Raw genomic sequence first — 25414 nt, 5'->3', positions numbered from 1 at the left:
GTTCAGCGTCTCCCTAAGTCCTCAATAGCACCTCGTAATATCTACCACCTCCCAAGCGGAGTGGTGCGCCGTCCAAAGCGTATCGAGCTTCCCGCAACGCCATTCCAGCGGGTGCTCACTGGAGATCTGCCAATGGACACAATTTATGAGTACCCAAGACTTTCACGCTCTAAAGCACGTGCCTTGGAGGTAATTAGAAGAGGGGAAACGTTGCGGAGAGATCATTCTTACAGTATTTCAGCAAGTTTTAACTTCAGGCAGTCAGATCCCACGTCTTCCGTGAATATTGCCGTGCGGTTTTAGAAAGGAAATTCGACTGGCGCTCTCAGGAAGCAGCGCACCTGCATAAAGTGCGCTGCTTTAAAAGATCGAAGATGATCTACGCCCCGCCAAACAACCCATGCGGATCAATCACAAACTTCTTCGGCACCCCCGAATCAAACTCCCCATAACCCCGCGGAGCCTCATCCAGACTGATCACCTCGACACCCACTATGTCGGCGATCTTGATGCGGTCCCACATGATTGCCTGCATCAGCTGGCGGTTGTATTTCATGACCGGGGTCTGGCCGGTGTGGAAGCTGTGGGATTTGGCCCAGCCCAGGCCGAAGCGAATGCTCAGGCTGCCCATTTTTGCGGCAGCGTCTACGGCACCTGGGTCTTCGGTGACGTACAGGCCGGGGATGCCGATCTTGCCTGCGACGCGCACTACGCCCATCAACGAGTTGAGAACGGTGGCGGGTGCTTCGGCCTGTGCTCCGGCGTGACCGTGGCCGCGAGCTTCGAAGCCTACGGCGTCGATGGCGCAATCCACTTCAGGCTCGCCGAGCAGGGCAGCGATCTGTTCGTGCAGTGGCGTGTCCAGGGACAGGTCAGCAATTTCGAAGCCTTGGGCCTTGGCGTGGACCAGGCGTTTCGGGTTGACGTCGCCGACGATTACCACCGCCGCGCCCAACAAGCGTGCTGACGCCGCCGCAGCCAGGCCGACCGGGCCAGCGCCTGCTACGTAAACCGTGCTGCCAGGGCCAACCCCGGCAGTCACTGCACCGTGGTAGCCGGTGGGCAGGATGTCGGACAAGCAGGTCAGGTCGCGGATTTTCTCCATCGCCGCGTCGCGGTCTGGCAGTTTGAGCAGGTTGAAGTCAGCGTAAGGCACCAGGACGTATTCAGCCTGACCGCCGACCCAGTCGCCCATGTCGACGTAGCCGTATGCACCGCCGGGGCGGGCCGGGTTGACCGTCAGGCAGACGCCAGTGTTCTGTTCCTTGCAACTGCGGCAGCGACCGCACGCCACGTTGAACGGCACAGAAACCAGATCACCGACTTTCAGATGTTCCACGTCTCGCCCGGCTTCCAGCACCTCGCCGGTGATTTCATGACCCAGGACCAACCCGGTTTGCGCCGTCGTGCGACCACGCACCATGTGTTGGTCCGAGCCGCAGATATTGGTGGAGACTACGCGCAGAATCACGCCGTGTTCGATGCGCTTGCCGCGTGGGTCTTCCATTTTCGGGAAAGGAATTGATTGCACTTCGACCTTGCCAGCGCCGAGATACACTACACCGCGATTACCAGACATACATGTCACCTCGCTTTTATTGTGGTGGAGCAGAGAGAAGCCGTTGCAGCTATAAAACCACCGTCCTGTTGGCGTTGAGAAACACCCGCCGTTCGATGTGATAACCCACCGCACGGGCCAGTGTCAGTCCTTCGATGTCCCGACCCTTGGCGATCAGGTCTTCGGGATAGTGGCTGTGATCGACCACTTCCACGCCCTGGGCAATGATCGGACCTTCGTCCAGATCGTTGTTGATGTAATGCGCCGTGGCTCCGACCAGTTTTACCCCCTTGTTGTAAGCCTGATGGTAGGGCTTGGCACCTTTGAAACCGGGCAGCAACGAGTGGTGGATATTGATCGCCTTACCGTCCAGCTTGCGACACAGGTCCGGAGACAGGACCTGCATGTAGCGGGCAAGAATCACCAGTTCTGCACCAGACTCTTCAATGACCTGCCAGACTTTGGCTTCCTGCGCAGGCTTGTCGTTCGGGTCCAGAGGGAAATGGTAGTACGGAATACCGTGCCAGCCAGCCAATGGCTCAAGATCCGGGTGATTGGACACCACCGCGACCACGTCCATGGACAGTTGATTGATACGCTGGCGATAGAGCAGATCGTTCAGACAGTGATCGGCTTTTGAAACCATGATCACCACTTTTGGCCGGTAGTTGGGTGCTGTGAGTTCGAAGATCATGCCGAAGGCTTCGCCTCGTTCGCTCAGCCCGACCCGGAAAGCCTGTTCGTCGAAAGCCTGGGGCTGACGAAATTCCACGCGTATGAAGAAACGCCCTGACAGGCGATCATCGAAGGAGTGGTGCTCAGTGACGTAGCAGCCCTGCTCGAACAGGAAGCGGGTCACCGCATCTACCGTGCCCAGTACACTGGGGCAGTCGGCGGTCAAAATCCACGTATCGGGCGCGCGGCTCATTGAATCAAAGCTCCTGAATGTTCGTTATCCACAGATCCGGCTGACTCTTGTGCCAATGCTCCGCGTTATACACAAATCTTGTGGGAGCGTACCGGGCGACGCTTCGCTTGTTCGCGAAGGGGGCGGTACATTCACCGGAAATGCATCGTCTGGACTACCGTCTTCGCGGACAAGTCCGCTCCCACAGGCCTCTCCCTCTGGAGTCTTCATTGAGACCGGCGCTGCGGTTTCAGCCCCGGTTCCCGGCTCTTCACGCCTGAATGCTCAGCCCGTACTCTGCGCTCGCATCCTGCAACCACAGCCACCAGTAATCCGAGAAGCTGCGGCGTACCAGCAGTTCCCAGGTTTCTTCACCGGTCCGGCGGATCACCAGTTGCGACTTGGCGAACACCGTGCCGACGGCCTTGCCCACCGGGAAGTTGTCCGGGTGCACGTCGTAGCTGGTGGATTTCATCAATACCTGGCGCACTTTCGGACCGGTCAGTTCGAGGATCGACTGGCCGCCACTGACATTGACGATGGAGATATGCAGCCCGGTCAGCGCCTCGCGCAGCTTTTGCTCTGCCGCGAACTCTTCGCCGCTCGGCACGATCAGCAGCCATTCATCCGGGCCAAGCCATTGCAGCGAGCTTTCGCCACTAATGACCAGCATCAGTGCGGCGGGCAGCTCCATGCCCAGCGCCTTGTGTACGCCTGCGGCGAAGGCCTGGTCGTGGGCATTGCCACGAATCGTCAGATGGCCCAGCAGCTTTTTCTCGCGCAGGAACACGCCGGGGCTGGCGCGTCCCTTGCCGATCAGGCTGTCGAGGTTTGCGTGGAACAGCGGCGACTCGGCTTTGACATCGGTGGTCGGGCGCTGCTGGTAAACGTTCGCTGTGGTCATGAATCACCTGCCTTGAATTCTGTGTGCTGCTGATGATCGGCGCTCCGCGTGTTACTCGACATTCTGGCGCTCGCCCTTTGGATCGAAGAACACCGAAGAAACGATCTCGGCTTCGATCACGCTGCCGTCTGCCAGAGGCGCGAAGACCCGCTCGCCCATGCGCGCCAGGCCGCCTTTGACCACGCCCATCGCAAACGAATAGCCCAGCGAGTTGTGTGCATAGCTGGAAGTCACATGGCCAACCATGCTCATCGGGATCGTCTGTTTGGTATCGAACACCAGTTGCGCGCCCTCTGGCAGCCATTTGGTCGGGTCGACAGGCTTGAGGCCGACCAGTTGCTTGCGCTGTTCTCGTACACAGTCTTCGCGATTCATGCCGCGCCAGCCGATCCACGAGAATGGCTTGGTCCGGCCGACACACCAGCCCATGTTCAGGTCGTCCGGAGTCATCGAACCATCGGTGTCCTGGCCAACGATGATGAAGCCCTTTTCGGCGCGCAGTACGTGCATGGTTTCAGTGCCGTAAGGCGTCAGGTTGTACTGTTTGCCTGCCTCGGCGATCTTTTCCAGAACGCCCATGGCGTAGTCAGCCTGAATGTTGACCTCGTAGGACAGCTCGCCGGTAAACGAGATACGGAACACGCGAGCTGGCACACCGGCGACCAGACCTTCCTTCCAGGTCATGAACGGGAAGGCTTCACGGCCCAGGTCGATATCAGTGACTTCGCTGAGCAGCTTGCGGCTGTTGGGGCCGGACAGCGTCAGCGTCGCCCAGTGATCGGTCACTGAGGTGAAATACACTTTCAGGTCCGGCCATTCGGTCTGCTGATAGATTTCCAGCCATTGCAGGACGCGTGCAGCGCCGCCTGTGGTGGTAGTCATCAGGAAGTGGTTGTCGGCGAGGCAGGCAGTCACGCCATCATCGAAGACCATGCCGTCTTCCTTGCACATCAGGCCGTAGCGGGCCTTGCCCACGTCCAGTTTGGTCCACGCGTTGGTGTAGATGCGGTTGAGGAATTCGCGGGCATCCGGGCCTTGAATGTCGATCTTGCCCAGCGTCGAAGCGTCCAGCAGACCCACGCTGTCGCGCACCGCCTTGCATTCGCGAGCGACGGCTGCGGGCAGGTCTTCGCCGTTTTTCGGGAAGTACCACGGGCGTTTCCACTGGCCGACGTCTTCGAATTCGGCACCGTTTTTGACATGCCAGGCGTGCAGTGCGGTGAAACGCACCGGTTCGAAGATGTGCTTGCAATGACGCCCGGCTATCGCGCCGAACGTGACCGGCGTGTAGTTGGGGCGGAACATGGTGGTGCCCATTTCCGGGATCGACACGTTCAGTGAACGGGCGGCGATGGCCAGACCGTTGACGTTGCCCAGCTTGCCCTGATCAGTACCGAAACCCAGCGCGGTGTAGCGTTTTACGTGCTCGACCGACTCGAAGCCTTCACGGGTCGCCAGCTCGATGGCAGCAGCGGTCACGTCGTTCTGCAGGTCGACGAATTGCTTGGGTGCCCGTGCGGTGCCTTTTTCGTGCGGCACCTGAAACAGCGCCAGTGTCGGTTCTTCGGCGCGACTGAGGGCTTTGGGCATCACGCCTTCGACCACCTTGAAGCCTGCTTCGCTGGCCGCGCGCACGCCACCTTCAAAACCATCGGCCAGGCTGTCTGCAAGACTGTAGACACCATTGACGCCGCCTACGCAAATACGTTTCTGCGGTGCTTCACCCGGCACAAACCCGAGGATGTCTTCACGCCATACCGGTTTGCCACCCAAGTGCGAGGCCAGGTGCACGATCGGGCTGTAGCCGCCAGAGCTGGCCACCAGATCGCAATCAAGCCATTCGCCGGGGCTGGTGACTGCGTGCGTCTTGACGTCGATTGCGGCGACGCGGGCAGCTGTCACGCGTTTGCTGCCACGGGCTTCAATCACTGCGCTGCCGGTCAGAATGCGAATGCCTTTGGCGCGGGCTTCCTCAACCAGCGGGCCGCGCGGGTTGTGCCGCGCATCGGCAATCGCAACCACTTGCAGGCTGGCGTCGAGCCAGTCCAGCGCAACGCGGTAGGCATGGTCGTTGTTGGTGGACAGCACCAGTTTTTTACCCGGTGCTACGCCGTAACGCCGGACATAGGTCGAAACGGCGCCGGCCAGCATGTTGCCCGGCACATCGTTGTTGCCGTAAACCAGCGGGCGCTCGTGAGTACCGGCAGCCAGCACCACACGCTTGGCGCGTACCCGGTGCATACGTTGGCGAACCATGCCGATGGGCGCGCGATCACCGAGGTGATCGGTCAGACGTTCGTGAATGGTCAGGAAATTGTGATCGTGGTAGCCGTTGACCGTGGCGCGCGGCAGCAATGTGACGTTGCGCAGGCTTTTCAGCTCGGCGACCACCGTAGCCACCCATTCGGCAGCGGGTTTGCCATCGAGACTTTCACGGCTGTCGAGCAGACTGCCGCCGAACTCTTCCTGTTCATCCGCAACGATCACTCGGGCACCACTGCGGCCGGCAGCCAGCGCGGCGGCCAGCCCGGCTGGGCCTGCGCCGACGATCAGCACGTCACAGTGCTGGTTCATCGCGTCGTAGCTGTCCGGATCGTTCTCGGTCGGCGAGCGCCCCAGGCCCGCAGCCTTGCGGATGTACTTTTCGTAAGTCATCCAGAACGATTGCGGGTACATGAAGGTTTTGTAGTAGAAGCCCGGTGGCATCAGCTTGCCGCCGACCTTGCCCAAAATGCCCATGACGTCGGTGTTCACGCTTGGCCAGCCGTTGGTGCTGGTGGCGACCAGTCCTGCATAGAGCGCTTGTTGCGTGGCGCGCACGTTGGGGATTTGCGTCGCTTCGGTCGCGCCGATCTGCAATACGGCGTTTGGCTCTTCCGAACCCGCTGCGAAGATGCCGCGCGGGCGGGAGTATTTGAAACTGCGGCCGATGATATCGACGCCATTGGCCAGCAGGGCAGAGGCCAGCGAGTCGCCTTCAAAGCCCTGATAGGTCTGGCCGTTGAAGGTGAAGTTGAGCACCTTGCTGCGATTGATACGGCCGCCGTTGGGCAAGCGCTGGGTCTGGCTCATACCTTGTCTCCCTGATCCGTGAACTGCGGCTTCGTACCAATCGGATAGGTTTCGAGAATCTCGTAGGTCACGGTATTGCGCGTCATGTTGAAGTACTGGCGGCAACCGGCAGCGTGTATCCACAGCTCGTGGTGCAGGCCGCGCGGGTTATCGCGAAAGAACATGTAGTCGCCCCATTGCTCATCGGTGCAGGCACCTGGGTCCAGCGGGCGTGGAATATGCGCCTGGCCGGACGGGTGGAATTCCTCTTCGGAGCGCAGTTCGCCACAGTGAGGACAGAAGATATGCAGCATGGTCGGGTTCTCCTGTTAGTGGGCTACGGCTGCAGCGCCGTGTTCGTCGATGAGCGCGCCGTTGTGGAAACGGTCGATGGAGAACGGCTTGGCCAGCGGGTGCATCTCGCCCTTGGCCAGGCTGGCGGCAAATACGTTGCCCGAGCCCGGCGTGGCCTTGAAGCCGCCTGTGCCCCAGCCGCAGTTGAAGAACATGTTCGGCACCGGCGTCTTGGAAATGATCGGGCAGGCGTCCGGCGTGGTGTCGACGATGCCGCCCCACTGGCGGTTCATGCGCACACGCGACAGCACCGGAAACATCTCGACGATGGCCTGAATAGTGTGTTCGATCACCGGGTATGAGCCACGCTGGCCGTAACCGACCCAGCTGTCGATACCGGCACCGATCACCAGGTCGCCCTTGTCGGACTGGCTGATGTAGCCATGCACGGCGTTGGACATGATGACGCTGTCGATAATCGGCTTGATCGGCTCGGAGACCAGTGCCTGCAAAGGATGTGATTCGATCGGCAGACGAAAGCCCGCCAGTTTGGCCATGTGCCCGGAGTTACCGGCGGTTACCACGCCGACACGTTTGGCACCGATGAAACCCTTGTTGGTTTCGACGCCGATGCACACGCCGTTTTCCTTGCGAAAGCCGATGACTTCGGTCTGCTGGATAAGGTCCACGCCCAGGGCGTCGGCGGCACGCGCGAAGCCCCAGGCCACTGCGTCGTGACGAGCTACGCCGCCACGGCGCTGAACGGTTGCGCCGATGATCGGGTAGCGGGTGTTTTTCGAGCAGTCCAGGTATGGGATTTCCTCAGCGACCTGCTTGCCGTTGAGCAGTTCGCCATCTACACCGTTCAGGCGGTTGGCGCTGACACGCCGCTCGGAGTCGCGCATGTCCTGCAAGGTGTGGCACAGGTTGTAGACGCCGCGCTGGGAAAACATGACGTTGTAGTTCAGGTCCTGGGACAGGCCTTCCCACAGTTTCATCGCGTGCTCATACAGGTGGGCAGACTCGTCCCACAGGTAGTTGGAGCGTACGATGGTGGTGTTACGCGCGGTGTTGCCGCCGCCCAGCCAGCCTTTCTCGACCACGGCCACATTGGTGATGCCGTGCTCCTTGGCCAGATAGTAGGCAGTCGCCAGACCGTGCCCGCCACCGCCGACGATGACCACGTCGTAGACCTTTTTCGGGGTCGGCGTGCGCCACATGCGCTGCCAGTTTTCGTGATGGCTGAGGGAATGCTTGAGAAGGCCGAAGCCTGAGTAATGCTGCATGTAAGGCTACTCCTGACTCAGCGATAAACCGGGAAATCGGCGCACAGGGCTGCTACCTGGCTGGCGACGTTGGCCTCGACATCGGCATCACCGAGGTTATCGAGAATGTCGCAGATCCAGCCTGCCAGCTCGACGCATTGGGTCACCTTGAAGCCGCGGGTGGTGACGGCCGGCGTGCCGATACGCAGACCGGAGGTCACGAACGGCGACTGCGGGTCGTTGGGCACCGAGTTCTTGTTGACGGTGATGTGCGCACGGCCCAGAGCGGCGTCGGCGTCCTTGCCGGTCAGGCCCTGACGGATCAGGCTGACCAGAAACAAATGGTTGTCGGTCCCGCCTGACACCACATCGAAGCCGCGGTCGATGAATACCTGCGCCATCGCTTGTGCGTTGTCGATGACCTGCTGTTGATAAGCCTTGAAACCTGGCTCCATCGCCTCCTTGAAGCACACGGCCTTGGCGGCGATAACGTGCATCAGCGGGCCGCCCTGACCGCCGGGGAAGGCGGCGGAATTGAATTTCTTCTCCAGCTCTTCGTTGGCCTTGGCGAGAATCAGGCCGCCGCGTGGGCCACGCAGTGTCTTGTGCGTGGTGGTGGTGACCACATCGGCATACGGCAACGGATTCGGATAAAGACCGGCGGCAACCAGACCGGCAACGTGCGCCATGTCGACGAACAGGTAGGCACCCACCTTGTCGGCGATTGCGCGGAAGCGCGGGAAGTCCAGGGTCTTGGAGTAGGCCGAAAAGCCGGCAATGATCATTTTCGGCTGGCATTCGACGGCAATGCGCTCGACTTCGTCGTAATCGATCAGCCCGGTCGCGGTGTCGATGCCGTACTGCACGGCGTTGTAGAGTTTGCCCGAGAAGCTGACTTTGGCACCGTGGGTCAGATGACCGCCGTGCGCCAGGCTCATGCCCAATACAGTGTCGCCTGCCTGCAGCAACGCCAGATAGACCGCTGCGTTGGCCTGGCTGCCGGAGTGTGGCTGGACGTTGGCGTAATCGGCCCCGAACAGCTGTTTGGCGCGCTCGATGGCAAGTTGCTCGACCTTGTCGACGTGCTCGCAGCCGCCGTAGTAACGCTTGCCGGGATAGCCCTCTGCGTACTTGTTGGTCAGGCCGCTGCCCTGCGCCTGCATCACGCGTTTGCTGGTGTAGTTCTCCGAGGCGATCAGCTCGATATGGTCTTCCTGACGCTGCTCCTCGGCGTTCATTGCCGACAACAGTGCGTCGTCATAACCCTGGATCTGGTCTTGCTTGCTGAACATCGCGGATCTCCCAGCGGCGGCGCGGCGCCTGACTTGTCGTTAGGGCCGAACAGAGCCCTCTGAGAGCGATGGTAGGGCCGGACCGAAGTCGCCAAATGCCTATGGACGCCACACAAAGGTGCGTTTACGACATGGGGGCCAAGGGAACGGAAATAGCAGAAGAGGCGTTGCGCGGTGACGAGGCCGCAAACGAAAAAGCCCGCTCCCGGCTGGAGTGATTCCAGCACAGGGAAGCGGGCTTGTCGGTTTCAGACTTTAATTTTCAGGCCTTAGCCGTGGTTTTTGCCCAGCAGCGCGTGATACAGCTCGGTATCCCCGAGAATGCCGACCACTTTATTGCCGTCCTGCAGGACCAGCTTGTTGCCGGTCTGGTAGCGGATCTGCAATGCGTCGCGCATGCCGATGTTGGAGTGCACCAGGGTAGGGCGACGGTCGAGCGTGCCGACGTCCTGGCCGGGGGTCCAGTTCTGCAGATCGAGGGGCGTAGCACCTTGCCGTGCGCCCTTGATCACATTGCCTTCGGCCAGGTCAAGCCATGAGTCGCCGCTCGGGCCCAGGCACACCGAATCGTTGACGTGCGTGCACTCATCGACCGTGCGCATCAGGCTACGACCACACAGCACGTTCAGTGGATTGGTGTGCGCAACGAAGGTGCGCACGTATTCGTCTGCCGGATTGAGCACGATCTGCTCTGGCACGCTGTATTGCACGATGCGGCCGTCTTTCATGATCGCGATTCGGCTGCCGAGCTTCAGGGCTTCATCCAGGTCGTGGCTGACGAAGACGATGGTCTTGCTCAGCTTGCTTTGCAGGGCCAGCAGTTCGTCCTGCAAGCCTTGGCGGATGAGCGGGTCAAGCGCCGAGAACGGTTCGTCCATCAGCAGAATGTCGGCATCCATTGCCAGTGCGCGGGCCAGCCCGACTCGCTGCTGCATGCCGCCGGACAGCTCGTCCGGCTTCTTGTTGCGCCACTGGGTCAGGCCCACCAGCTCGAGCTTTTCATCGACCAGCTTGCGTCGTTCCTTTTCCGGGCGACCCTGCATTTCCAGGCCGAAGCTGATGTTCTCGCGTACTGTCAGCCAGGGCATCAGGGCGAACTTCTGAAAGACCATCGCAATGCGTTTGGTGCGCATCATCTTCAGTTCGGCCGCGCTGCAGTTGGCGATGTTGATCTGCGAGCCTTCATGCTCGACGAACAACGAGCCACGGCTGACGGTATTGAGACCGTTGATGCAGCGCAACAGGCTGGACTTACCCGAGCCGGACAAGCCCATCAACACGCAGATTTCGCCTTTCTCGATGTCCAGACTGGCGTTCTCGACGCCGACGATCTGCCCGGTTTTCTTCAGAATCTGGTCACGCGTGAGGCCTTCGTCCAGCAGCTTGAGGGCTTCACGCGGATCCTTGGAGAAGATGACGTCTACCTTGTCGAATTTGATGATACTCATGCGTCGGACCCTACCTTGGCTTCGGGTTGTTTGCAAATGCGGTCGAGCATGATGGCCAGCAATACGATTGCCAGACCGGCTTCGAAGCCGAGCGCGATATCGGCTGTGTTCAGTGCGTTGACCACGGGTTTGCCCAGACCATCGGCACCGACCAGCGCGGCAATCACCACCATCGACAACGACAGCATGATGCACTGGGTGATCCCGGCAGCGATGCTGGGCATGGCGTAGGGCAGTTCGATGCGGGTCAGCAACTGGCGGCGCGACGAGCCGAAGGCCTTGCCGGCGTCCAGCAATTCCTGGGGTACATCGCGGATGCCCAGATACGTCAGGCGAATCGGTGCAGCAATGGCGAAGACCACGGTCGAGATCAGGCCGGGCACCACGCCCAGACCGAATAGCGTAAGGGTCGGGATCAGATAGACGAACGTGGGAACAGTCTGCATCAGATCGAGCAATGGCCGGATGATGGTGTAGAACAGCGGCTTGTGCGCGGCAATGATGCCCAGCGGCACGCCGATGACGACACACACCAGCGTGGCGAAGAGCACCTGCGCCAGGGTTTCCATGGTTTCCTGCCAGTAATGCAGGTTGAGGATCAGCAGAAACGAAAGGATGACGAAAACCGTCAGGCCCCACTTGCGCTGGATGAAATGCGCGAGGGCGGCGATAAGGCCGATCAGTACGAATGGATTGAACCAGGTCAGCGCGAAAGTGAACCCGTGGATCATCATTTCCAGTGTCGAGGCAATCGCGTCGAAGTAGTCGGCGCCGTTGGCCGTCAACCAATCGACAAATGCGGCGATGTACTCGCCCAGAGGGATTTTATGGTCAGTCAGCATGATTTCGGGTGTCCGCTTGCGGAAGGTGAAGAGGGCAGCAGGCGGGTCAGCCCCGCCTGCTGTCGGCTTACTGGGTCAACTTGGCTTTGGCTGCCTCCAGGCCTGGCTTGCCATCGACGGTGGTCACGCCGGCGAGCCAGGTGTCGAGTACTTGCGGGTTTTTCTTGATCCACGCCTTGGCGGCGGCATCAGGCTTCATTTTGTCGTCCAGGACGTTGCCCATCAGGGTGCTTTCCATGTCCAGTGTGAAGGACAGGTTCTTGAGCAACTGACCTACGTTGCTGCATTCCTGACTGTAGCCTTTGCGGGTGTTGGTGTAGATGGTCGCCTGGCCATAGTTGGGGCCGAAGAAGTCATCACCGCCAGTCAGATATTTCATCTTGAAACGCGTGTTCATCGGATGCGGTTCCCAGCCGAGGAACACGACATCGTTTTTGCGTTTCACGGCGCGGTCGACCTGCGAAAGCATTGCGGCTTCGCTGGACTCTACAACCTTGAAACCTGCGTCCTTGAGGCCGAAGGCGTTCTTGTCGATCATGCTCTGGATCAGGCGATTGCCATCATTGCCGGGCTCGATGCCGTAGATCTTGCCGCCCAGTTCCTTCTTGAATTTGGCGATGTCGGCGAAGTCATGCAGGCCTTTGTCGTAAAGCGCCTGAGGCACTGCCAGGGTGTACTTGGCGTTCTCCAGGTTGGCACGCACGGTTTCGACAGTCCCGGCTTCGCGATACAGCTTGATGTCGTTTTCCATGGTCGGCATCCAGTTGCCGAGGAACACGTCCATGTTCTTGCCGTCGGCCAGCGACTTGTAGGTCACCGGTACGGAAATCATGGTGGTCTTGGTCGTGTAACCCAAGGACTCGAGTACGGCGCTGGTGACCGCAGTAGTAACGGTGATATCGGTCCAGCCTACGTCGGAGAAGTTGACCGTATGACAGGCCTCTGGCTCGGCTGCCTGAGCAAGCACCGGCATACAGAGCGTAGCGGCCAACAGCAACGATTTGGAACCTTTCATGGGTGGACTCCTGTGAGTTTCTTCTAGTCATCAGCAGGTGAACGCTGACGCGGCTTATGGGTTGGCGAGGCTTTTCGCGAAGCTCCATCACTGCGCCGGGCGATCGAGTCGGAACCGATCATGTAACAGGGAAAATCAAACGCCTACAGGGGGCGTCGTATCCAGTGCAGGAGGCGTCGTATCCAGTGCGCGCAAGGTCGCTTACAGATTCGTTGCATCGTACACACGCCCGGTTGCAGTGTTGGGACTGCTGAAAAACGGCCAGTACGTTACACAGTCGCTGCGCAGGTCGGCAGCGGTCGGTTGGCAGGTCGGTGCCTGCGCGAACGCGGTCTTTTGGAGGGGGGTAACGCCGACAAGTTCATTATCGGGTCAGCCCGTGCGGTCGTGACGTCAGGTCTGACCATCACTTTTGATGGCTGCGCGGTTTTTGATCACACGTCTCGATGGCCGCCACCTTTTAGCGCGAAAACCCGCTGACGATCTGATTTTTCAGGGCGTGCCTTGAGTAGCACTTGGGGCACGTCTAGCCCCATGACGTTTCCCCGCGTGCTACCGAATTGCTCATCAGGAGTGCAGCCAGCGCGCCTTGGCGTCGCAAACAGACACTCGGGTCGCTGCTGGATAGACACTTCGCGACGTCGTTTTCAGGTGTTGTTGAATGGCTGATCAATTTCCGGCATGGGATTTGCGATGTCATCACAAAGCCCATCAATGAAGAGGGCTATAAGAAGAGCCTGTCCTGGGGCCAACCAATGCCATATGTGAGGAGATAGTGTGATGACATCGTTCAATCAAGGGGCCCAACCTCAGAACCGCGCGCCACAATCCATCGGCTTTCTGCTGCTGGATAACTTCACCCTGATCTCCCTCGCATCGGCGGTAGAACCTCTTCGCATGGCTAACCAGCTGTCGGGCCGCGAGCTGTATCGCTGGACCACGCTGAGCGTGGACGGCGGTCAGGTGTGGGCCAGTGACGGTTTGCAGATCACACCGGATGCCGCCATGCACAAGGCTCCGGCACTCGATACCGTCATCGTCTGTGGTGGTGTCGGCATTCAGCGCACCGTGACGCGTGAACACGTGAGCTGGCTGCAGAGCCAGGCGCGTCAGTCACGTCGCCTCGGCGCGGTGTGCACCGGCAGTTGGGCGCTGGCGTGTGCCGGCTTGCTGGATGGCTTCGATTGCAGTGTGCATTGGGAGTGTCTGGCTTCAATGCAGGAAGCCTTTCCACGCGTGTCGATGAGCACCCGGCTGTTTACCCTGGACCGCAACCGCTTCACCAGCTCGGGTGGCACGGCGCCATTGGACATGATGCTGCACCTGATCAGTCGCGATCATGGCCGTGAATTGTCGGCCGCGATTTCCGAGATGTTCGTCTACGAACGCATTCGCAACGAACAGGATCATCAGCGCGTGCCGCTCAAGCACATGCTGGGTACCAATCAGCCAAAGCTGCAGGAAATTGTGGCGTTGATGGAGGCCAATCTTGAAGAGCCGATCGACCTTGACGAGCTGGCGGTGTACGTCGCCGTGTCGCGCAGGCAGCTGGAGCGACTGTTCCAGAAATACCTGCACTGCTCGCCGTCGCGCTACTACCTGAAACTGCGCCTGATCCGCGCCCGGCAACTGCTCAAGCAGACACCGATGTCGATCATCGAAGTGGCGTCGGTGTGCGGCTTCGTATCGACGCCACACTTCTCCAAATGCTACCGCGAATACTTCGGCATTCCGCCGCGTGACGAGCGCGTGGGTTCCAACACCGCGCAACAGGTCGCCATGATGCCGATCCCGCAGGCAATGGTGCTCGCCCCATTGTCCGGACCGATGTCGGCGTTGAGTCAGGCGCGTAATGAATCGACGTTTGCGAGTGTGAGGCTTTAGTCGCCCTACGCCACAAGAGGACGCGGAGCGTCCAGAACGGCGTACTGACGCGGAGCGCCGGCACGCCAGTTGAGTTTTCGCGTGTTTACAGTGCGAAGCGCGACACCATGCTGTTGAGGTCCACGGCCAGGCGGGATAGCTCGGTGCTGGCCGCGCTGGTCTGATTGGCGCCGGTGGTGGATTGTGCAGACAGGTCGCGGATGTTGACCAGGTTGCGGTCCACTTCGCGAGCGACTTGCGCCTGCTCTTCGGCAGCACTGGCGATGACCATGTTGCGTTCGTTGATCTCTTCGACTGCAACGTTGATGGTGTTCAGCGCCAAGCCCGCGCCTTTGGCGATGTTCAACGTCGATTCGGCGCGTTCGGTGCTGTTGCGCATCGAACTCACTGCCTGCTCTGTACCGCTCTGAATGCTACCGATCATGCGTTCGATTTCACTGGTCGATTGCTGCGTGCGGTGCGCCAGGGCGCGGACTTCGTCGGCGACTACAGCAAAGCCACGCCCGGCTTCACCAGCGCGTGCAGCCTCGATGGCGGCGTTGAGGGCGAGCAGATTGGTCTGGTCTGCCAGGCCGCGAATCACGTCCAGCACCTTACCGATATCACGCGATTCACTGGCCAGATTGATGATCAGTTCAGCCGTACCTTTCACATCGCCGCTCATGCGTTCGATGGTGCTGACGGTTTCCTGAACCAGATCACGACCGTCGCCAGCAGATGTCGCAGCATTGCGAGACGCTTGTGACGTGCTGACGGCATTGCGCGCGACTTCCTCCACGGCGCTGGTCATCTCGTTGACCGCGGTTGCAGCCTGCTCTATTTCGTTGTTCTGCTGCACCAGCCCGCGTGCGCTTTCGTCGGTGACAGCATTGAGCTCTTCAGCAGCCGAGGCCAGTTGCGTGGCCGAACCGGAAATTCCCTGCAACGTATCGCGCAGCTTGTCCTGCATGGTTTTCATGGCCAGCAGCAAACGACCGGCTTCATCGGTACCGTCGATCTGGATCGGCCGGGTCAGGTTGCCTTGTGCGATGGTTTCCGCTGCATGCAGAGCCGTGGCAATCGGCGTGGTAATACTTTTGATCAGCATCCAGGCAAACACGATGGTCAGCAGGGTGGCAGCGATCAACAGTCCGACGACCAGATTGAATGCCGAATCGTACTCGCTGGACGCATCCTTCTTCGCCTGGTTCAACTGAGCCGTGTTGAACTCCACCAGTTTGCTGAGCACAACATTCATCTGGTCGGAGTTGTTGAGCATTTCGTTATTGAGCAGGCCCTGCAATTCATCGATCTTGTTGGCGCGAGTCAGGGTCTTCAGGCGCTCTTCAAGCTGGCGATATTGTCCCAGCAGTTGTACGTACTGGCTGTAAAGATTGCGCTCGTCGGGATCGCTGATGAGCTTCTCGTAAATCGCCTGAGCGTCAGTGATCTGCTTGTTGCGCATCGCCATCAACTCGATGGTTTTCTGCTGGGTTTCCGGGTCGCGGTTGACCAGCAATCGATAGGACAGAACGCGCAAACGAATGCTGACTTCAGCGAATCGGTCAAGGCTCTTGATGCTCGGCACACTGTTGTCGGCCAGCACTTCAGTGGCGCCACGGATCTTGCTCATCTGAGACAGTGCAAATACACCCAGAATCAACATGAGTGTGCCGATCATGGCAAATCCAAGAAACGCTCGGGGCGCGATGTTCATATTTCGCAGGGACATAGAAAGCTTCCAGGGTCAGGTACGCAATCCATGCGATTTAACGGTGAAGGGAATGCGGTGAATGGCTGCCTATCGGTCATGCGACTAACGTCTTGAGTCAGTAGGCACTAAATATTGACGACTTATTACTGACGGTTATCTTTGGATATGGCTGACATTCGCGCAAACCCTTGAAAAGGCTGGGTTGAGGGGGGGGTAGGGTGATGTCAGTTTGCCCATTGGCTGCGCGCATTTGTCGCAGTTCTGGGCGGTCTGACGAACAGCAGGAACCGGATTCCGAATACGTAGTCACAAGCCCCCTACGCGTCTACGTTATGGACGTGTCAACGTCATGACAGATCAGTATCAAAGCCTGAGCGCTGGCATGCGCAGCGACTTTTCTTTATCGTACGCGCCCGTTGAAATTTGCTTGAGAAATCAAAATGTTGGAAGCCTCCCTTAGCCAATTGGAACAACTTGTCGGTGATCTGGTGCAACAGAACCAGGCCCTTCAAGACACAAATGCACAGCTCGGTGCCGAGCTGGCAAAAGCCAAGGACGAGAACGAGAACTTGCAACTGAGCCTGATGGAGCAGGAAGAGAAGCAGGGCAGCACCGCCGCCCGTATCCAGGCACTGGTTGATCGCGCGACCAGCGCAAGCGCTGTTGGCGCATGAACGTCGATGGCAACGGTGTAACCGTTCTCACCATTCTGGGTAATGAGTACTCGGTCAAAGCCCCTGCCGGTGAAGACCTGACCCTCATGAAGGCCGCGGCGATGCTCAACGCGTCGCTGGCCGACACCAAGCGCAAATACCCGACGTTGATCGGTGACCGTCTGCTGGTTCTGGCTGCGCTGAACCTCTGTTCGCAGCAAATCGAGCTTGAGCAATTGCACAAGGTCGAGCTTAAGCGTTACCGCGAGCAGGTCGACGCGACGGTGGATGTAATCGCCAAGACCATTTCCCAGAGCTAAGTGCAGGTCGCAGTCAAAACGAGTGCGATTGCTTGCGTCTGCGCCATTGCCCGAGTCGCTCCTCCAGTAGCCGCGGGCTGTCGATCTGCTGACGACGGGCTTGGCTGAACAGGATCAGCGCCAGCTCTGCGGTGACCAGTGCATCAGCGCTGGCGTTGTGACGCTCTTCGGCATGCAGGCCAAAAAACTGCGTCCAGTCGTCCAGCCCTGCGTGACGCAGGTTGGCTTGTTCACAGAGCATCGGGGCTATTTCTGCGGCATCGAAAAACGGATGCCGCAAGCGGTAGTCCAGGCTTTCTTTCAGTGCGCGCGACAGCATGTGCTGATCGAACGGCGCATGAAAACCCAGAATCGGGCTTTCGCCGACGAACTCCATGAAATCCAGCAACGCCTCGGCCGGCTCGCTGCCCGCGGCAATCGCACTGGGCGCCAAACCATGAATAAGCACGGCCGGGCTGACCTTGTGGTCGACGCGCAACAGCGTACGTTCGAACTGCTGGCCCAGGTCGATGGCACCGTCTTCAATTACGACCGCACCGATGGACAGCACTTGATCGCGGTTCATGTTCAAGCCACTGGTTTCAAGGTCCAGCACGACCCAGCGCTGTTGGCGCAACGGCTTGTCGCTGAGGTTCGCGCAGACCGGCAGCTTTTTGAGGCGATCCAGTTGATGCGCTTGCAAGGGTGTCTTTTTCGCGCGCGGCTTGAGCCATTCGAACAGGTTCATAGTTGATAACGCAGGGTCAGGCTGGTTTGCAGCCGCTGCGCCTGGCGAAACGATTCGCGCAGAATGCGTCTGTCCAGATGGTTGAGCGTGTCAGGGTCGATGCGGTTGGAATAAGGAAGGTTCTGGCGGCTTTGCAATTGATGTTGCTGCATGCGGGTCTGCTGAATGAAGTGGTACGCCTCTTCATACGCAGCGCCATCCAGGGGGTCGATGACTTCACGTTCGACCAGTTGGCGCAGGCGTTCCTGGGTATTGTTGACGCCGACACCATTGGCAAGCGCCAGCAGGCGCGCACCGTCGACAAAGGGCGTCAGGCCTTCGGTCTTGAGGTCCAGGGTGTCTTTTTCGCTGCCTTTGCGCGCCAGGACGAAATCCTTGAAGCGGCCCACCGGCGGCCTTTGGCGCAGTGCGTTCTCGGCCATCATGCGCTGGAACAGCTTGTTGTCTGCTACCTGATCAAGAACGCCGCGGCGCAGTTGCTCGCCGCCGCTCTCATCGCCCCAGACCACGCGCAGATCGAAATAGATACTCGATGCCAGCAGGTTCTCCGGAGTTGCCTCGCGGATAAAGGCTGCAAAGCGCTGTGACCATTCGAGCCGGGACAGGCACAGGTCGGGGTTGCCGGCCATGATGTTGCCCTTGCACAGGGTAAAACCGCACTGTGCCAGGCTCTGATTGATACGTTCGGCAATCGGCAACAATAACGTGCGGATCTGCTCTGCCTCCGCCGCATCGCTGGCTTCAAACAGAATGCCGTTGTCCTGATCGGTATGCAGCGTCTGCTCGCGACGGCCTTCGCTGCCAAAGCACAGCCAACTGAATGCAATGCCGGGGTCGCCATTTTCTGCAAGCGTCAGCTCGATCACGCGGCACACGGTGTGGTCATTGAGCAGGGTAATGATCTGGGTTATCTGGGTCGAAGAGGCACCATGGGCCAGCATGCGGTCGACCAACTGGACGATATCGCCCCTCAAACCGGCGAGCGCCTCGATACGCGGCGCATTGCGGATGGTCCGTGCCAGGTGGACCAGGTCGACCCGTTGCAAGGAAAACAAATCGCGCTCCGATACCACGCCACACAATCGCCCGTCTCTGACCAGGCACACGTGGGCGATGTGACGTCCGGTCATGGCGATGGCCGCGTCGAATGCGCTGGCGTCCGGGCTCAGATGGAACGGCGACAGGCTCATGGTGCGTCTGACCGGCGCGCTGAAATCGGCATTCACATCGGCAACTGCCTCACGCAGGTCGCGCAGGGTAAAAATCCCCAGCGGGGCCTGCTGCTCGTCGACAATCACGATGCTGCCTACCTGCTGTTCATGCATCAGTTTCACCGCGTCGCGCATGTGTGTTTCAGGGCTGCACATCACCGGGTGACGCATGGCCAGTTCGCCCAGACGTGTATTCAGGGAATACTGCGTGCCCAGGGTTTCAGCGGCGCGCTGCTGGACCTGCTGATTGACCTGATCCAGCAGGCTGCTGACACCACGCAGGGCAAAGTCGCGAAACGTTGTGGAAAGCGCGAATAGCTTGATGAACGCCTGCTTGTTCAATTGCAGGCAGAAGGTGTCTTCTGCAGCCAGGTGTTCAGTGCGAGTGGCACGCTCGCCCAGCAGGGCCGCAAGTGGAAAACACTCGCCAGTGGTAATTTCAAATGTTGTTTCTGTGCCGCCTTTGGCAGAATGCGGACGTTCACCGACGATTCGCCCCTGCTTGACGATGTAAAAGTGCTCTACCGGGCCATCGCCAGGCTTGATGATGCTTTCATCCGCAGCATAGAACCGGAGCTGACACTGCTCTACGAGGTACGCCAGATGCGCGTTTTCCATCTGGTTGAAAGGCGGGAATTTTTGCAGAAACTGCATGGTGCCGTGTATGTTCTGTAGCACGGCTGTCTTGCCTGCCTGGGTGAAAGCATCTGCCTTGCTCATGGCCTGTTCCGCGTTCTTGTTATTGGTGCTCATGGTCGGCCGCTTGCAGCCAGGTGCCCATTGGACGTAAGTCTTACGCTTGAACCGAGTGACAGTGCCGTGCCTGCTGCGGCGTAACTGATTTGACGAACGCAATGGATTGCGAGCGAAGACTGGCCAGGATGCCGACGAAATGCATCGCAGATTTATCCATATCTGCTGTCGGATTAGTTCAGGGAATGATGAGACTGCAATGATTGACCACGACATTTTGAGCGATGAAGAGCGCAATGCCCTCCATGAGGTCATGCTCACGCCCGCCCGTGACGCACCGCAACGAGTTCTGATCGTCGATGACGACAGCGACGCGCGCGAGCTGCTGGCCGAAATTCTGAGCCTCAATGACATCAGTTGCATGACCGCACCCGGTGGCGACAGCGCGCTTGAAATGATCCAGACGCGTCAGTCCATCGGACTGCTGATTACCGATTTGCGCATGGCACCTTTCGACGGGCTGGACCTGATCCGCAAGGTAAGGGAGTCGGATCGCGCCGAACTGCCGATCATTATCGTCTCCGGCGATGCCAACGTGCGCGATGCCATCGATGCCATGCACTTGAACGTGGTGGACTTCCTGCTCAAGCCGCTTAACACCAAGCAGCTGGTGAAGTTGGTAAAGCGTGAGCTGGGAATGAATTGACGCGTTAGTCGTACAGTTGAATGACCAGCGTGTCGATCCCCGTTTTCATGGCGGCGGAAACTGCGCTGCAGTGCGCTGACCGTCGATATTGGAGAGCTTCTGCCAACGCAGCAGGTTACGCCAGCCGACAACGGTTGAGTCCCGTGCCCGTTCACGAACGATCAACATCAGTGGTCGCCAGGTTTCTTTGGTCAGCAAAATATCGTCAATGGCCTGCTGGGCCTTCTCCGCTGCCTGCACATCCCCGCGCTGCAAAGCCACAGCCTGAATGCCGCGATAGCCGTCTATTTCGGCGCCTGCCCGGCCCTTCATCGAGTAATTGACGTTGTACTGGCAATACTTGCTGTCCTTGCCCAGACGTTTGATTGTCGCCTCGAAAGCGTCAAGGTGTATAGCCGCGCGCAGGCGGTTGTCGGGGGTGTTTTTGTTGCCTGTCTCATCCGGCTCCAGTGTTTCGATGCAACGCATCAACCACAGATCGCGGTTGGCGGTGATTTCGGCCTGCATGTCGCGCGGCGTGGAGTAGTGCCGGTCCAGATCGGCGTCCTGTTTGTCGCCAATCAGGAAGGGCGATATTTCGTTCTTTTCCAGCGCCCAGGCCAGGTCTCGGGACATGCCCAGTTGCAAACCCAGCCCCTGACCCTGAACCCCATGGTTGGCACCTTTTTCTACTGACGTGGCCGAGCTGGCAATCGGCGCGAAGTTCAGGTTGGCGGTGACCCCCGCCCGTTGCTGAGCAGTGTCACCCTTGGCGCCGACAACGCTGATGAATCCGCCGGTTTCCGTGCGTGTTTCCTTGATTCGATCCGCTTCGACGTACACCGAAGGTTCCGGCGTCAGGGTTTGAGAGGCATCGCTTGCGCCATCCTTGAAACGTACCGCCGGGACGCGCAATGCCACACGCGCCGCGACGTTCCGGGTGCTGGACGTCGCATCTATCTGGCTGACAGAGACCTCCGGGTTACGCGCCAGTATGGCTTCCAGCGGCCCGGCGTAGCGCTGGCCCTTTTGCGGGTCGATGATGTCCCAGCGCACCATGCTGTCCAGCGCGGTCAGCATGTTGCCGCGCATTTCATCGTCCTTGTGACGGGTGCGGAAAAAGCGCATGAGGGTCGAGCTGGTTTGGGTTTCCTGAGCGGTAAAGCGGCCAATGAGCGCAGCCTGTATCCCCACACCCTCTGCAACCGCGCTTCCTGCCGCCACACCGATGGTGACCTCGGCGGCTTCGGTTCGTGCTTTGCCAAAGGACATTTCCATCCCCAGAATCGGCATGAACAACTGGGCAAACGCTTCGTCACTGCGAGATTTCTCTGCCGAAAAGATCGGTGACACGATGGGCGATATCAAGCTGTAGGGCAGCGACGGCAAGCCTACGCCCAGCGTGCCTCCGCCGCCCAGCCGAAGCCGGTCGCGCAGGCGGCTTTCAAGAATGAACGGCTTGAAAAACGTCACAATGTCGCTTTTCTCGCTCAAATGCCGGGTTTTCAGCAGTTTTATCGCCGCGTTCAAGTCCTGATCAAGCACCTCTTCAACAGACTGAGCAGGTTGCAGCGCTGGCGGCAATATCTCGCGCAGGTGCTCATCCACGCGATTGATTGCCTCGTAGACCGACAGCTTGCTGTTCGCCAGTTCGCTGTACAGCGGCGGCAGTTCGATGTGCTGAGCTTTGTGCAGTACGTTGACTGCGCGCTTGCCGTTCGCGTCCGGCTTATCCCATATCTGTGATAGCCGCTGCTGTTGAACGCGGGCCTTGAGCAGGCTTTGCATCGATTTGCCATCGCGATTTTTAAGCGTAACCTGCGACAGGTGAGTGCCTTTCTTTTCCAGAGATTTGAGGTGATCGAGCATGGCGTGGGCGGCCGAGATTTCAAGTTGCAGTCCTGGTGCACCCTTGGCGTTTTTCAGGGTTTCTTCCAGCATGCTGATACGCGCAGAAATCACCTGATCAACCTGCTTTCTGGGCGATTGCAGGCCCATGCTTTCGCCCACCGAGTAGGCCCGATCCAGCGTCGATTTAGCAAAGGGTGTTTTGTTCAGCGTGGGGACCAGGCGGCGTGGTAACGAGCTTTTCGCTGGGGCAGTTACTGTTGCTTGCTCCGGGGTATTGGCCGCCACGGCGCGCATGACCCATTCCATCGTCGCTTTTTTCAGGCGCTGGTCATGCTGCGCATAGGGCGTGCCGGGAGCGTTGCTGAAATAACCGTTACGAACCGCGTTGAAGGCGGCGTGATCAACATCGTCGAACGACTTCTCGTCTCCATCCAGCTTGCTGCGCGCCACCTGTTTGGCGGTTTGCAGCCATGCCTTGACCTTGCCGTCGGGCTCTTTCTGCTGCGCTTCATCGGCATTCCAGAACACGCGCAAAGGCTTGGCCCGCTCGGCCACTATCGGTGCAGTGCCATCGCTGGAGAGCACTTGCAGCATTTCCATGCCACGCGGCACAGTTGCCAGTTTTCGACAGAGGTTGAGCGTGTCCTGCTGAATGCTGTTGTTTGTGGCGCTGCGGGTCCTGACCGACTTCGACATTTCTTCGGCAACGCGTGGCCAATGTTCCAGTGGGTGCTGGCTCAGTACGTCGAGCACACGGTTGGCACGTGTGGCGTCATTGCCCGTCACGTCTGCCAGCGCCGACGTTATTACCTCGATAACCGCGAAAGCTGGCAGCGATGTGGGTGGCGGCGTGCCTTGCAGGCGATCGCCGATACGTTGCAGGGCCGCTTGAATTTTATCCGCACCGGTTGCTGCAAAAGCGTGCGCTGCACTGATCTGACTGGCGAGGTACTGCTCGCGGACGTTCTTGAGAGCGGTTTTATCGATTCGTTCTTGGGCCTCGCCCTCTGCAGGCGTGGTGACCTGGTCTGATGCGGGCAGTTTCTGATCAAGTGTCTTGAGTGCAAAGCGCTCGTCATTGACGATCGCGATTCGCTGATGAATCTCGCCCAGCTCGTCGTTCAGGCGCGCAACATCGGCATCGACCCGCACCAGTCTTTTTGCCAGTTGCTGATGTGTTTGCATGGCCTGTGAACGCGTTGCAAGCGTCTGTCCAATGGCGGTGTCCAGCCTGTCGGCTTCGTCTGACCCTTCGGGCGTCTCCTGTCGCTGGGCGCGCAACGCAGAAAGCTGCGTATTGGCGTGCGCGGCCGTGTGCTCGGCCGCGGTCATGTCGTGATCGAGTGAAATCAGCTCACGAGTCTCTGCCACCTTGAGTTGCAGTTCGATTTCGATGGCAGCGTGCCGGTCGGCGAAACGGACATCCAGCGCCTGCATGCGTGTGCGCAACTCGCCCAGCCACTGCTGAGAGAACTCGGCTTTCTGTTTAACCTGATCCTGCCCCTCACTCAGCGCGCCCAGTTGCAGTACCTCTGTGCCCTGAATCAGCTCCCGAAGTTGCTGGCTGGCCAGGCGGGTGGTGGAGTCGGCCTGTTGAACGCGAGCCCTGGCATGGTCCAGTCGTTCGGTCGACGTGGGCGGGGTGGCCTGTTCGAGCGATTCAAGATGCTCGCGCGCAGCGACCAATGCGAGGGTGGCTGTGGCGAGCACCTTGCTCTGATGATCCAGCCGGGTGCTCAACTCTTTCACCGCCGCTGCGATGGTTTCAGGGCTCTGCTGTGATTTATCGGCCTTGGTCTTGGCGTTGCTGCCATTGCTGGCGACCTCGCGTAGCGGGGCAGGCTTTAGCCACGGAAAAACCTTGGTGGTAATACCCCTTACCGTTGAAGGGGCGGGGCGCTCCCAGAGAGACGTCGGCGCCGCCTTCAGGTGGGTCAGCGCCGAATCGACCATGCGCTGCAGTTCATGCGCTTCTTTTAGCAACGGATCGTGTTTCTCCTCGCTCGATAGGTGCTCACCTTCCTCCGGAATCCCGCTGCGCAAGGGCCGGTTTAAAGTACGACCGGTGCCGGGAATACCGAGACTGAAATTGGTCTGACGCTCGGAAAGCTTGCCAGCGATGCGCGTCTTCAGCCCGTGAGTTTGCTGAACACCTGGCGCTGATTTAGGTGCAGCAGGATTGGCGACTGGCGGAGGCTCAGTCGGTCTTGCCGTGACAGACGGTACTGCCGGCTGCGACGAAGATCCTGTTTCCAGAGGTACAACCGGGGTAGCAGAACGAGTATTGATTCTTAAGGTCATGAGCGGGCTCCATCGGCTCAGATATCAAGTTCGACAGATCAATACAGGTGGTGGTAGTAATCGACACTGCACATTCGGTGGTGCGTAAAACGTGTTTGAAGGGCTGTCGCCATGACGCCAAGAGGTTGCAGGCGACACTTCTTCAAACTGCCAGGGCGGCACGGGGCAGGCGTGTTTGCTCGGGGGCATAACGGGGGCTACGTTGCTGACTCGCGGTTTGCTTCCGTTGGTGAGTCAGCTGTGGCAGGTGCCTGAAACGTTTCCCTGCTTGAACGGGAGGTTTTCGTACCTGTCTGGATGGGTGGTCGATATGTGGATTCGGTTCCGCTTTTATTTTGGTGCGCGCGAGGATGGGTGAAAGGTCGTCGGGGATTCAAGGAATGGCAGGTTGATCACCGACGCAATCAGAGACGTTCGGCCCGATGAGGATCATTCCGGCATAGGCCATTCCTGACCCACCGCCCCAAGACATTGGCCCACCTGCCGACTCCAGATCATGAATCTCGGTTTCCGAGAGCAATTCGTCGGTGCGGTTATCGTAGAGACGGAAAAATGCAGGGTAGCCCCACCAAGGAAGCCATTTCGGTGAATGATCTTTATAGGGGTATGACTTTTATTAATGCGGCAGGGAGAGATATCACTGTGTGTCGTGCGCGGAAATACCTTGTAGTTACATTTTTATAATTAAGGATCGGGCTTACACATGTTGATCAAGCGCCTTACATCGGGAATGACTTTTTCCCACAAATAGGGTGGGATTCGTTTTGCTTCCACGATGTGGCGAGTTGGAAAGTATTTTGGGGGGAGTATCAGTTTTTTT

The 25414-nt window shown here is 59.1% G+C and carries 18 protein-coding genes and 2 pseudogenes; 4 read left to right on the top strand and 16 right to left on the bottom strand.

Annotated features, from left to right (window positions below; translation table 11 throughout):
* Nucleotides 1-379 precede the first annotated feature (379 nt).
* The 10 genes from fdhA to ALO64_RS03980 form a co-directional block, all read right to left on the bottom strand.
* Entirely contained in the window at nt 380-1579 is a 1200-nt protein-coding gene (gene fdhA / locus ALO64_RS04025) for a formaldehyde dehydrogenase, glutathione-independent (RefSeq protein ID WP_044344725.1), read from the bottom strand.
* A gap of 49 nt (nt 1580-1628) precedes the next feature.
* Nucleotides 1629-2486: a formyltetrahydrofolate deformylase gene (purU, locus tag ALO64_RS04020; protein ID WP_005735046.1), complete on the bottom strand. Its 858-nt coding sequence runs from the start codon at nt 2484-2486 to the stop codon at nt 1629-1631.
* Nucleotides 2487-2736: 250 nt separating this feature from the next.
* A complete protein-coding gene (locus ALO64_RS04015; RefSeq protein ID WP_002555605.1) occupies nt 2737-3369 on the bottom strand; it encodes a sarcosine oxidase subunit gamma in 633 nt (210 codons plus the stop codon).
* 51 nt (nt 3370-3420) lie between these two features.
* Entirely contained in the window at nt 3421-6441 is a 3021-nt protein-coding gene (locus ALO64_RS04010; RefSeq protein ID WP_002555604.1) for a sarcosine oxidase subunit alpha, read from the bottom strand.
* A complete protein-coding gene (locus tag ALO64_RS04005; RefSeq protein ID WP_002555603.1) occupies nt 6438-6734 on the bottom strand; it encodes a sarcosine oxidase subunit delta in 297 nt (98 codons plus the stop codon). The genes ALO64_RS04010 and ALO64_RS04005 overlap by 4 nt, the downstream gene beginning before the upstream one ends.
* A 15-nt stretch (nt 6735-6749) precedes the next feature.
* Nucleotides 6750-8000: a sarcosine oxidase subunit beta family protein gene (locus ALO64_RS04000; protein WP_002555602.1), complete on the bottom strand. Its 1251-nt coding sequence runs from the start codon at nt 7998-8000 to the stop codon at nt 6750-6752.
* A 17-nt stretch (nt 8001-8017) separates the two neighbouring features.
* The gene (gene glyA, locus ALO64_RS03995; protein ID WP_044344726.1) at nt 8018-9271 is read right to left on the bottom strand and encodes a serine hydroxymethyltransferase; all 1254 of its coding nucleotides are present in this window, start codon (nt 9269-9271) and stop codon (nt 8018-8020) included.
* A gap of 269 nt (nt 9272-9540) precedes the next feature.
* A complete protein-coding gene (gene choV / locus ALO64_RS03990) occupies nt 9541-10719 on the bottom strand; it encodes a choline ABC transporter ATP-binding protein (RefSeq protein WP_044344727.1) in 1179 nt (392 codons plus the stop codon).
* Nucleotides 10716-11564: a choline ABC transporter permease subunit gene (gene choW / locus ALO64_RS03985; protein WP_170846044.1), complete on the bottom strand. Its 849-nt coding sequence runs from the start codon at nt 11562-11564 to the stop codon at nt 10716-10718. The genes choV and choW overlap by 4 nt, the downstream gene beginning before the upstream one ends.
* Nucleotides 11565-11628: 64 nt before the next feature.
* On the bottom strand, nt 11629-12576 hold the full coding sequence (locus tag ALO64_RS03980; protein ID WP_044344728.1) for a choline ABC transporter substrate-binding protein: 948 nt from the start codon (nt 12574-12576) through the stop codon (nt 11629-11631).
* Nucleotides 12577-13356: 780 nt separating this feature from the next.
* On the opposite strand from ALO64_RS03980, the gene gbdR reads away from it, so the two are divergent.
* Nucleotides 13357-14460: a choline metabolism transcriptional regulator GbdR gene (gbdR, locus tag ALO64_RS03975; protein WP_002555597.1), complete on the top strand. Its 1104-nt coding sequence runs from the start codon at nt 13357-13359 to the stop codon at nt 14458-14460.
* 85 nt (nt 14461-14545) lie between these two features.
* Here gbdR and ALO64_RS03970 read toward each other — a convergent pair whose 3' ends face one another.
* Together ALO64_RS03970 and ALO64_RS26745 are read right to left on the bottom strand one after the other, a co-directional pair.
* Nucleotides 14546-15676, bottom strand: coding sequence for a methyl-accepting chemotaxis protein (locus ALO64_RS03970; protein ID WP_408002894.1), 1131 nt, complete (start codon nt 15674-15676; stop codon nt 14546-14548).
* Nucleotides 15677-16105: pseudogene (locus ALO64_RS26745) on the bottom strand (MCP four helix bundle domain-containing protein); the annotation flags it as partial.
* A gap of 488 nt (nt 16106-16593) precedes the next feature.
* Between ALO64_RS26745 and ALO64_RS03965 the strand changes: the two are divergent.
* Nucleotides 16594-16827: a hypothetical protein gene (locus ALO64_RS03965; RefSeq protein WP_002555595.1), complete on the top strand. Its 234-nt coding sequence runs from the start codon at nt 16594-16596 to the stop codon at nt 16825-16827.
* Nucleotides 16824-17126: a cell division protein ZapA gene (locus tag ALO64_RS03960; RefSeq protein ID WP_005735052.1), complete on the top strand. Its 303-nt coding sequence runs from the start codon at nt 16824-16826 to the stop codon at nt 17124-17126. The genes ALO64_RS03965 and ALO64_RS03960 overlap by 4 nt, the downstream gene beginning before the upstream one ends.
* Before the next feature lie 13 nt (nt 17127-17139).
* Here the strand turns inward: ALO64_RS03960 and ALO64_RS03955 are convergent, their stop codons facing one another.
* The gene (locus ALO64_RS03955) at nt 17140-17853 is read right to left on the bottom strand and encodes a 3'-5' exonuclease (protein ID WP_044344730.1); all 714 of its coding nucleotides are present in this window, start codon (nt 17851-17853) and stop codon (nt 17140-17142) included.
* Nucleotides 17850-19784, bottom strand: a complete 1935-nt coding sequence (locus ALO64_RS03950; RefSeq protein ID WP_044344732.1) for a putative nucleotidyltransferase substrate binding domain-containing protein — start codon at nt 19782-19784, stop codon at nt 17850-17852. Before ALO64_RS03950 ends, ALO64_RS03955 begins: the two co-directional genes overlap by 4 nt.
* Nucleotides 19785-20016: 232 nt before the next feature.
* On the opposite strand from ALO64_RS03950, the gene ALO64_RS03945 reads away from it, so the two are divergent.
* Nucleotides 20017-20463 carry a response regulator gene (locus ALO64_RS03945; protein WP_002555590.1) on the top strand — a complete coding sequence of 149 codons (447 nt, stop codon included), beginning with the start codon at nt 20017-20019 and terminating at the stop codon, nt 20461-20463.
* Nucleotides 20464-20508: 45 nt separating this feature from the next.
* Here ALO64_RS03945 and ALO64_RS03940 read toward each other — a convergent pair whose 3' ends face one another.
* Both ALO64_RS03940 and ALO64_RS26135 read right to left on the bottom strand, forming a co-directional pair.
* Nucleotides 20509-24246 (bottom strand): coiled-coil domain-containing protein, encoded by a 3738-nt coding sequence (locus ALO64_RS03940; RefSeq protein WP_174517430.1) that lies wholly within the window; start codon nt 24244-24246, stop codon nt 20509-20511.
* Between the two features lie 721 nt (nt 24247-24967).
* Nucleotides 24968-25207 (bottom strand): annotated as a pseudogene (locus tag ALO64_RS26135) (hypothetical protein); the annotation flags it as partial.
* Nucleotides 25208-25414: the final 207 nt, after the last annotated feature.

This window comes from Pseudomonas meliae (genome assembly GCF_001400515.1).
GTDB classification, from domain to species: domain Bacteria; phylum Pseudomonadota; class Gammaproteobacteria; order Pseudomonadales; family Pseudomonadaceae; genus Aquipseudomonas; species Aquipseudomonas amygdali.
Note: the sequence above shows the minus strand (reverse complement) of the source record. Positions and strands in the feature narration are given on the sequence as shown.

Coding starts and splice junctions, on each gene's coding strand:
- ALO64_RS04010 (WP_002555604.1), bottom strand. CDS start 6,441: ATGAGCCAGACCCAGCGCTTGCCCAACGGCGGCCGTATCAATCGCAGC.
- choV (WP_044344727.1), bottom strand. CDS start 10,719: ATGAGTATCATCAAATTCGACAAGGTAGACGTCATCTTCTCCAAGGAT.
- gbdR (WP_002555597.1), top strand. CDS start 13,357: ATGACATCGTTCAATCAAGGGGCCCAACCTCAGAACCGCGCGCCACAA.
- ALO64_RS03965 (WP_002555595.1), top strand. CDS start 16,594: ATGTTGGAAGCCTCCCTTAGCCAATTGGAACAACTTGTCGGTGATCTG.
- fdhA (WP_044344725.1), bottom strand. CDS start 1,579: ATGTCTGGTAATCGCGGTGTAGTGTATCTCGGCGCTGGCAAGGTCGAA.
- ALO64_RS04005 (WP_002555603.1), bottom strand. CDS start 6,734: ATGCTGCATATCTTCTGTCCTCACTGTGGCGAACTGCGCTCCGAAGAG.
- ALO64_RS03980 (WP_044344728.1), bottom strand. CDS start 12,576: ATGAAAGGTTCCAAATCGTTGCTGTTGGCCGCTACGCTCTGTATGCCG.
- purU (WP_005735046.1), bottom strand. CDS start 2,486: ATGAGCCGCGCGCCCGATACGTGGATTTTGACCGCCGACTGCCCCAGT.
- ALO64_RS03955 (WP_044344730.1), bottom strand. CDS start 17,853: ATGAACCTGTTCGAATGGCTCAAGCCGCGCGCGAAAAAGACACCCTTG.
- ALO64_RS03950 (WP_044344732.1), bottom strand. CDS start 19,784: ATGAGCAAGGCAGATGCTTTCACCCAGGCAGGCAAGACAGCCGTGCTA.
- ALO64_RS03945 (WP_002555590.1), top strand. CDS start 20,017: ATGATTGACCACGACATTTTGAGCGATGAAGAGCGCAATGCCCTCCAT.
- ALO64_RS04015 (WP_002555605.1), bottom strand. CDS start 3,369: ATGACCACAGCGAACGTTTACCAGCAGCGCCCGACCACCGATGTCAAA.
- ALO64_RS03940 (WP_174517430.1), bottom strand. CDS start 24,246: ATGGTCGATTCGGCGCTGACCCACCTGAAGGCGGCGCCGACGTCTCTC.
- glyA (WP_044344726.1), bottom strand. CDS start 9,271: ATGTTCAGCAAGCAAGACCAGATCCAGGGTTATGACGACGCACTGTTG.
- ALO64_RS03960 (WP_005735052.1), top strand. CDS start 16,824: ATGAACGTCGATGGCAACGGTGTAACCGTTCTCACCATTCTGGGTAAT.
- ALO64_RS04000 (WP_002555602.1), bottom strand. CDS start 8,000: ATGCAGCATTACTCAGGCTTCGGCCTTCTCAAGCATTCCCTCAGCCAT.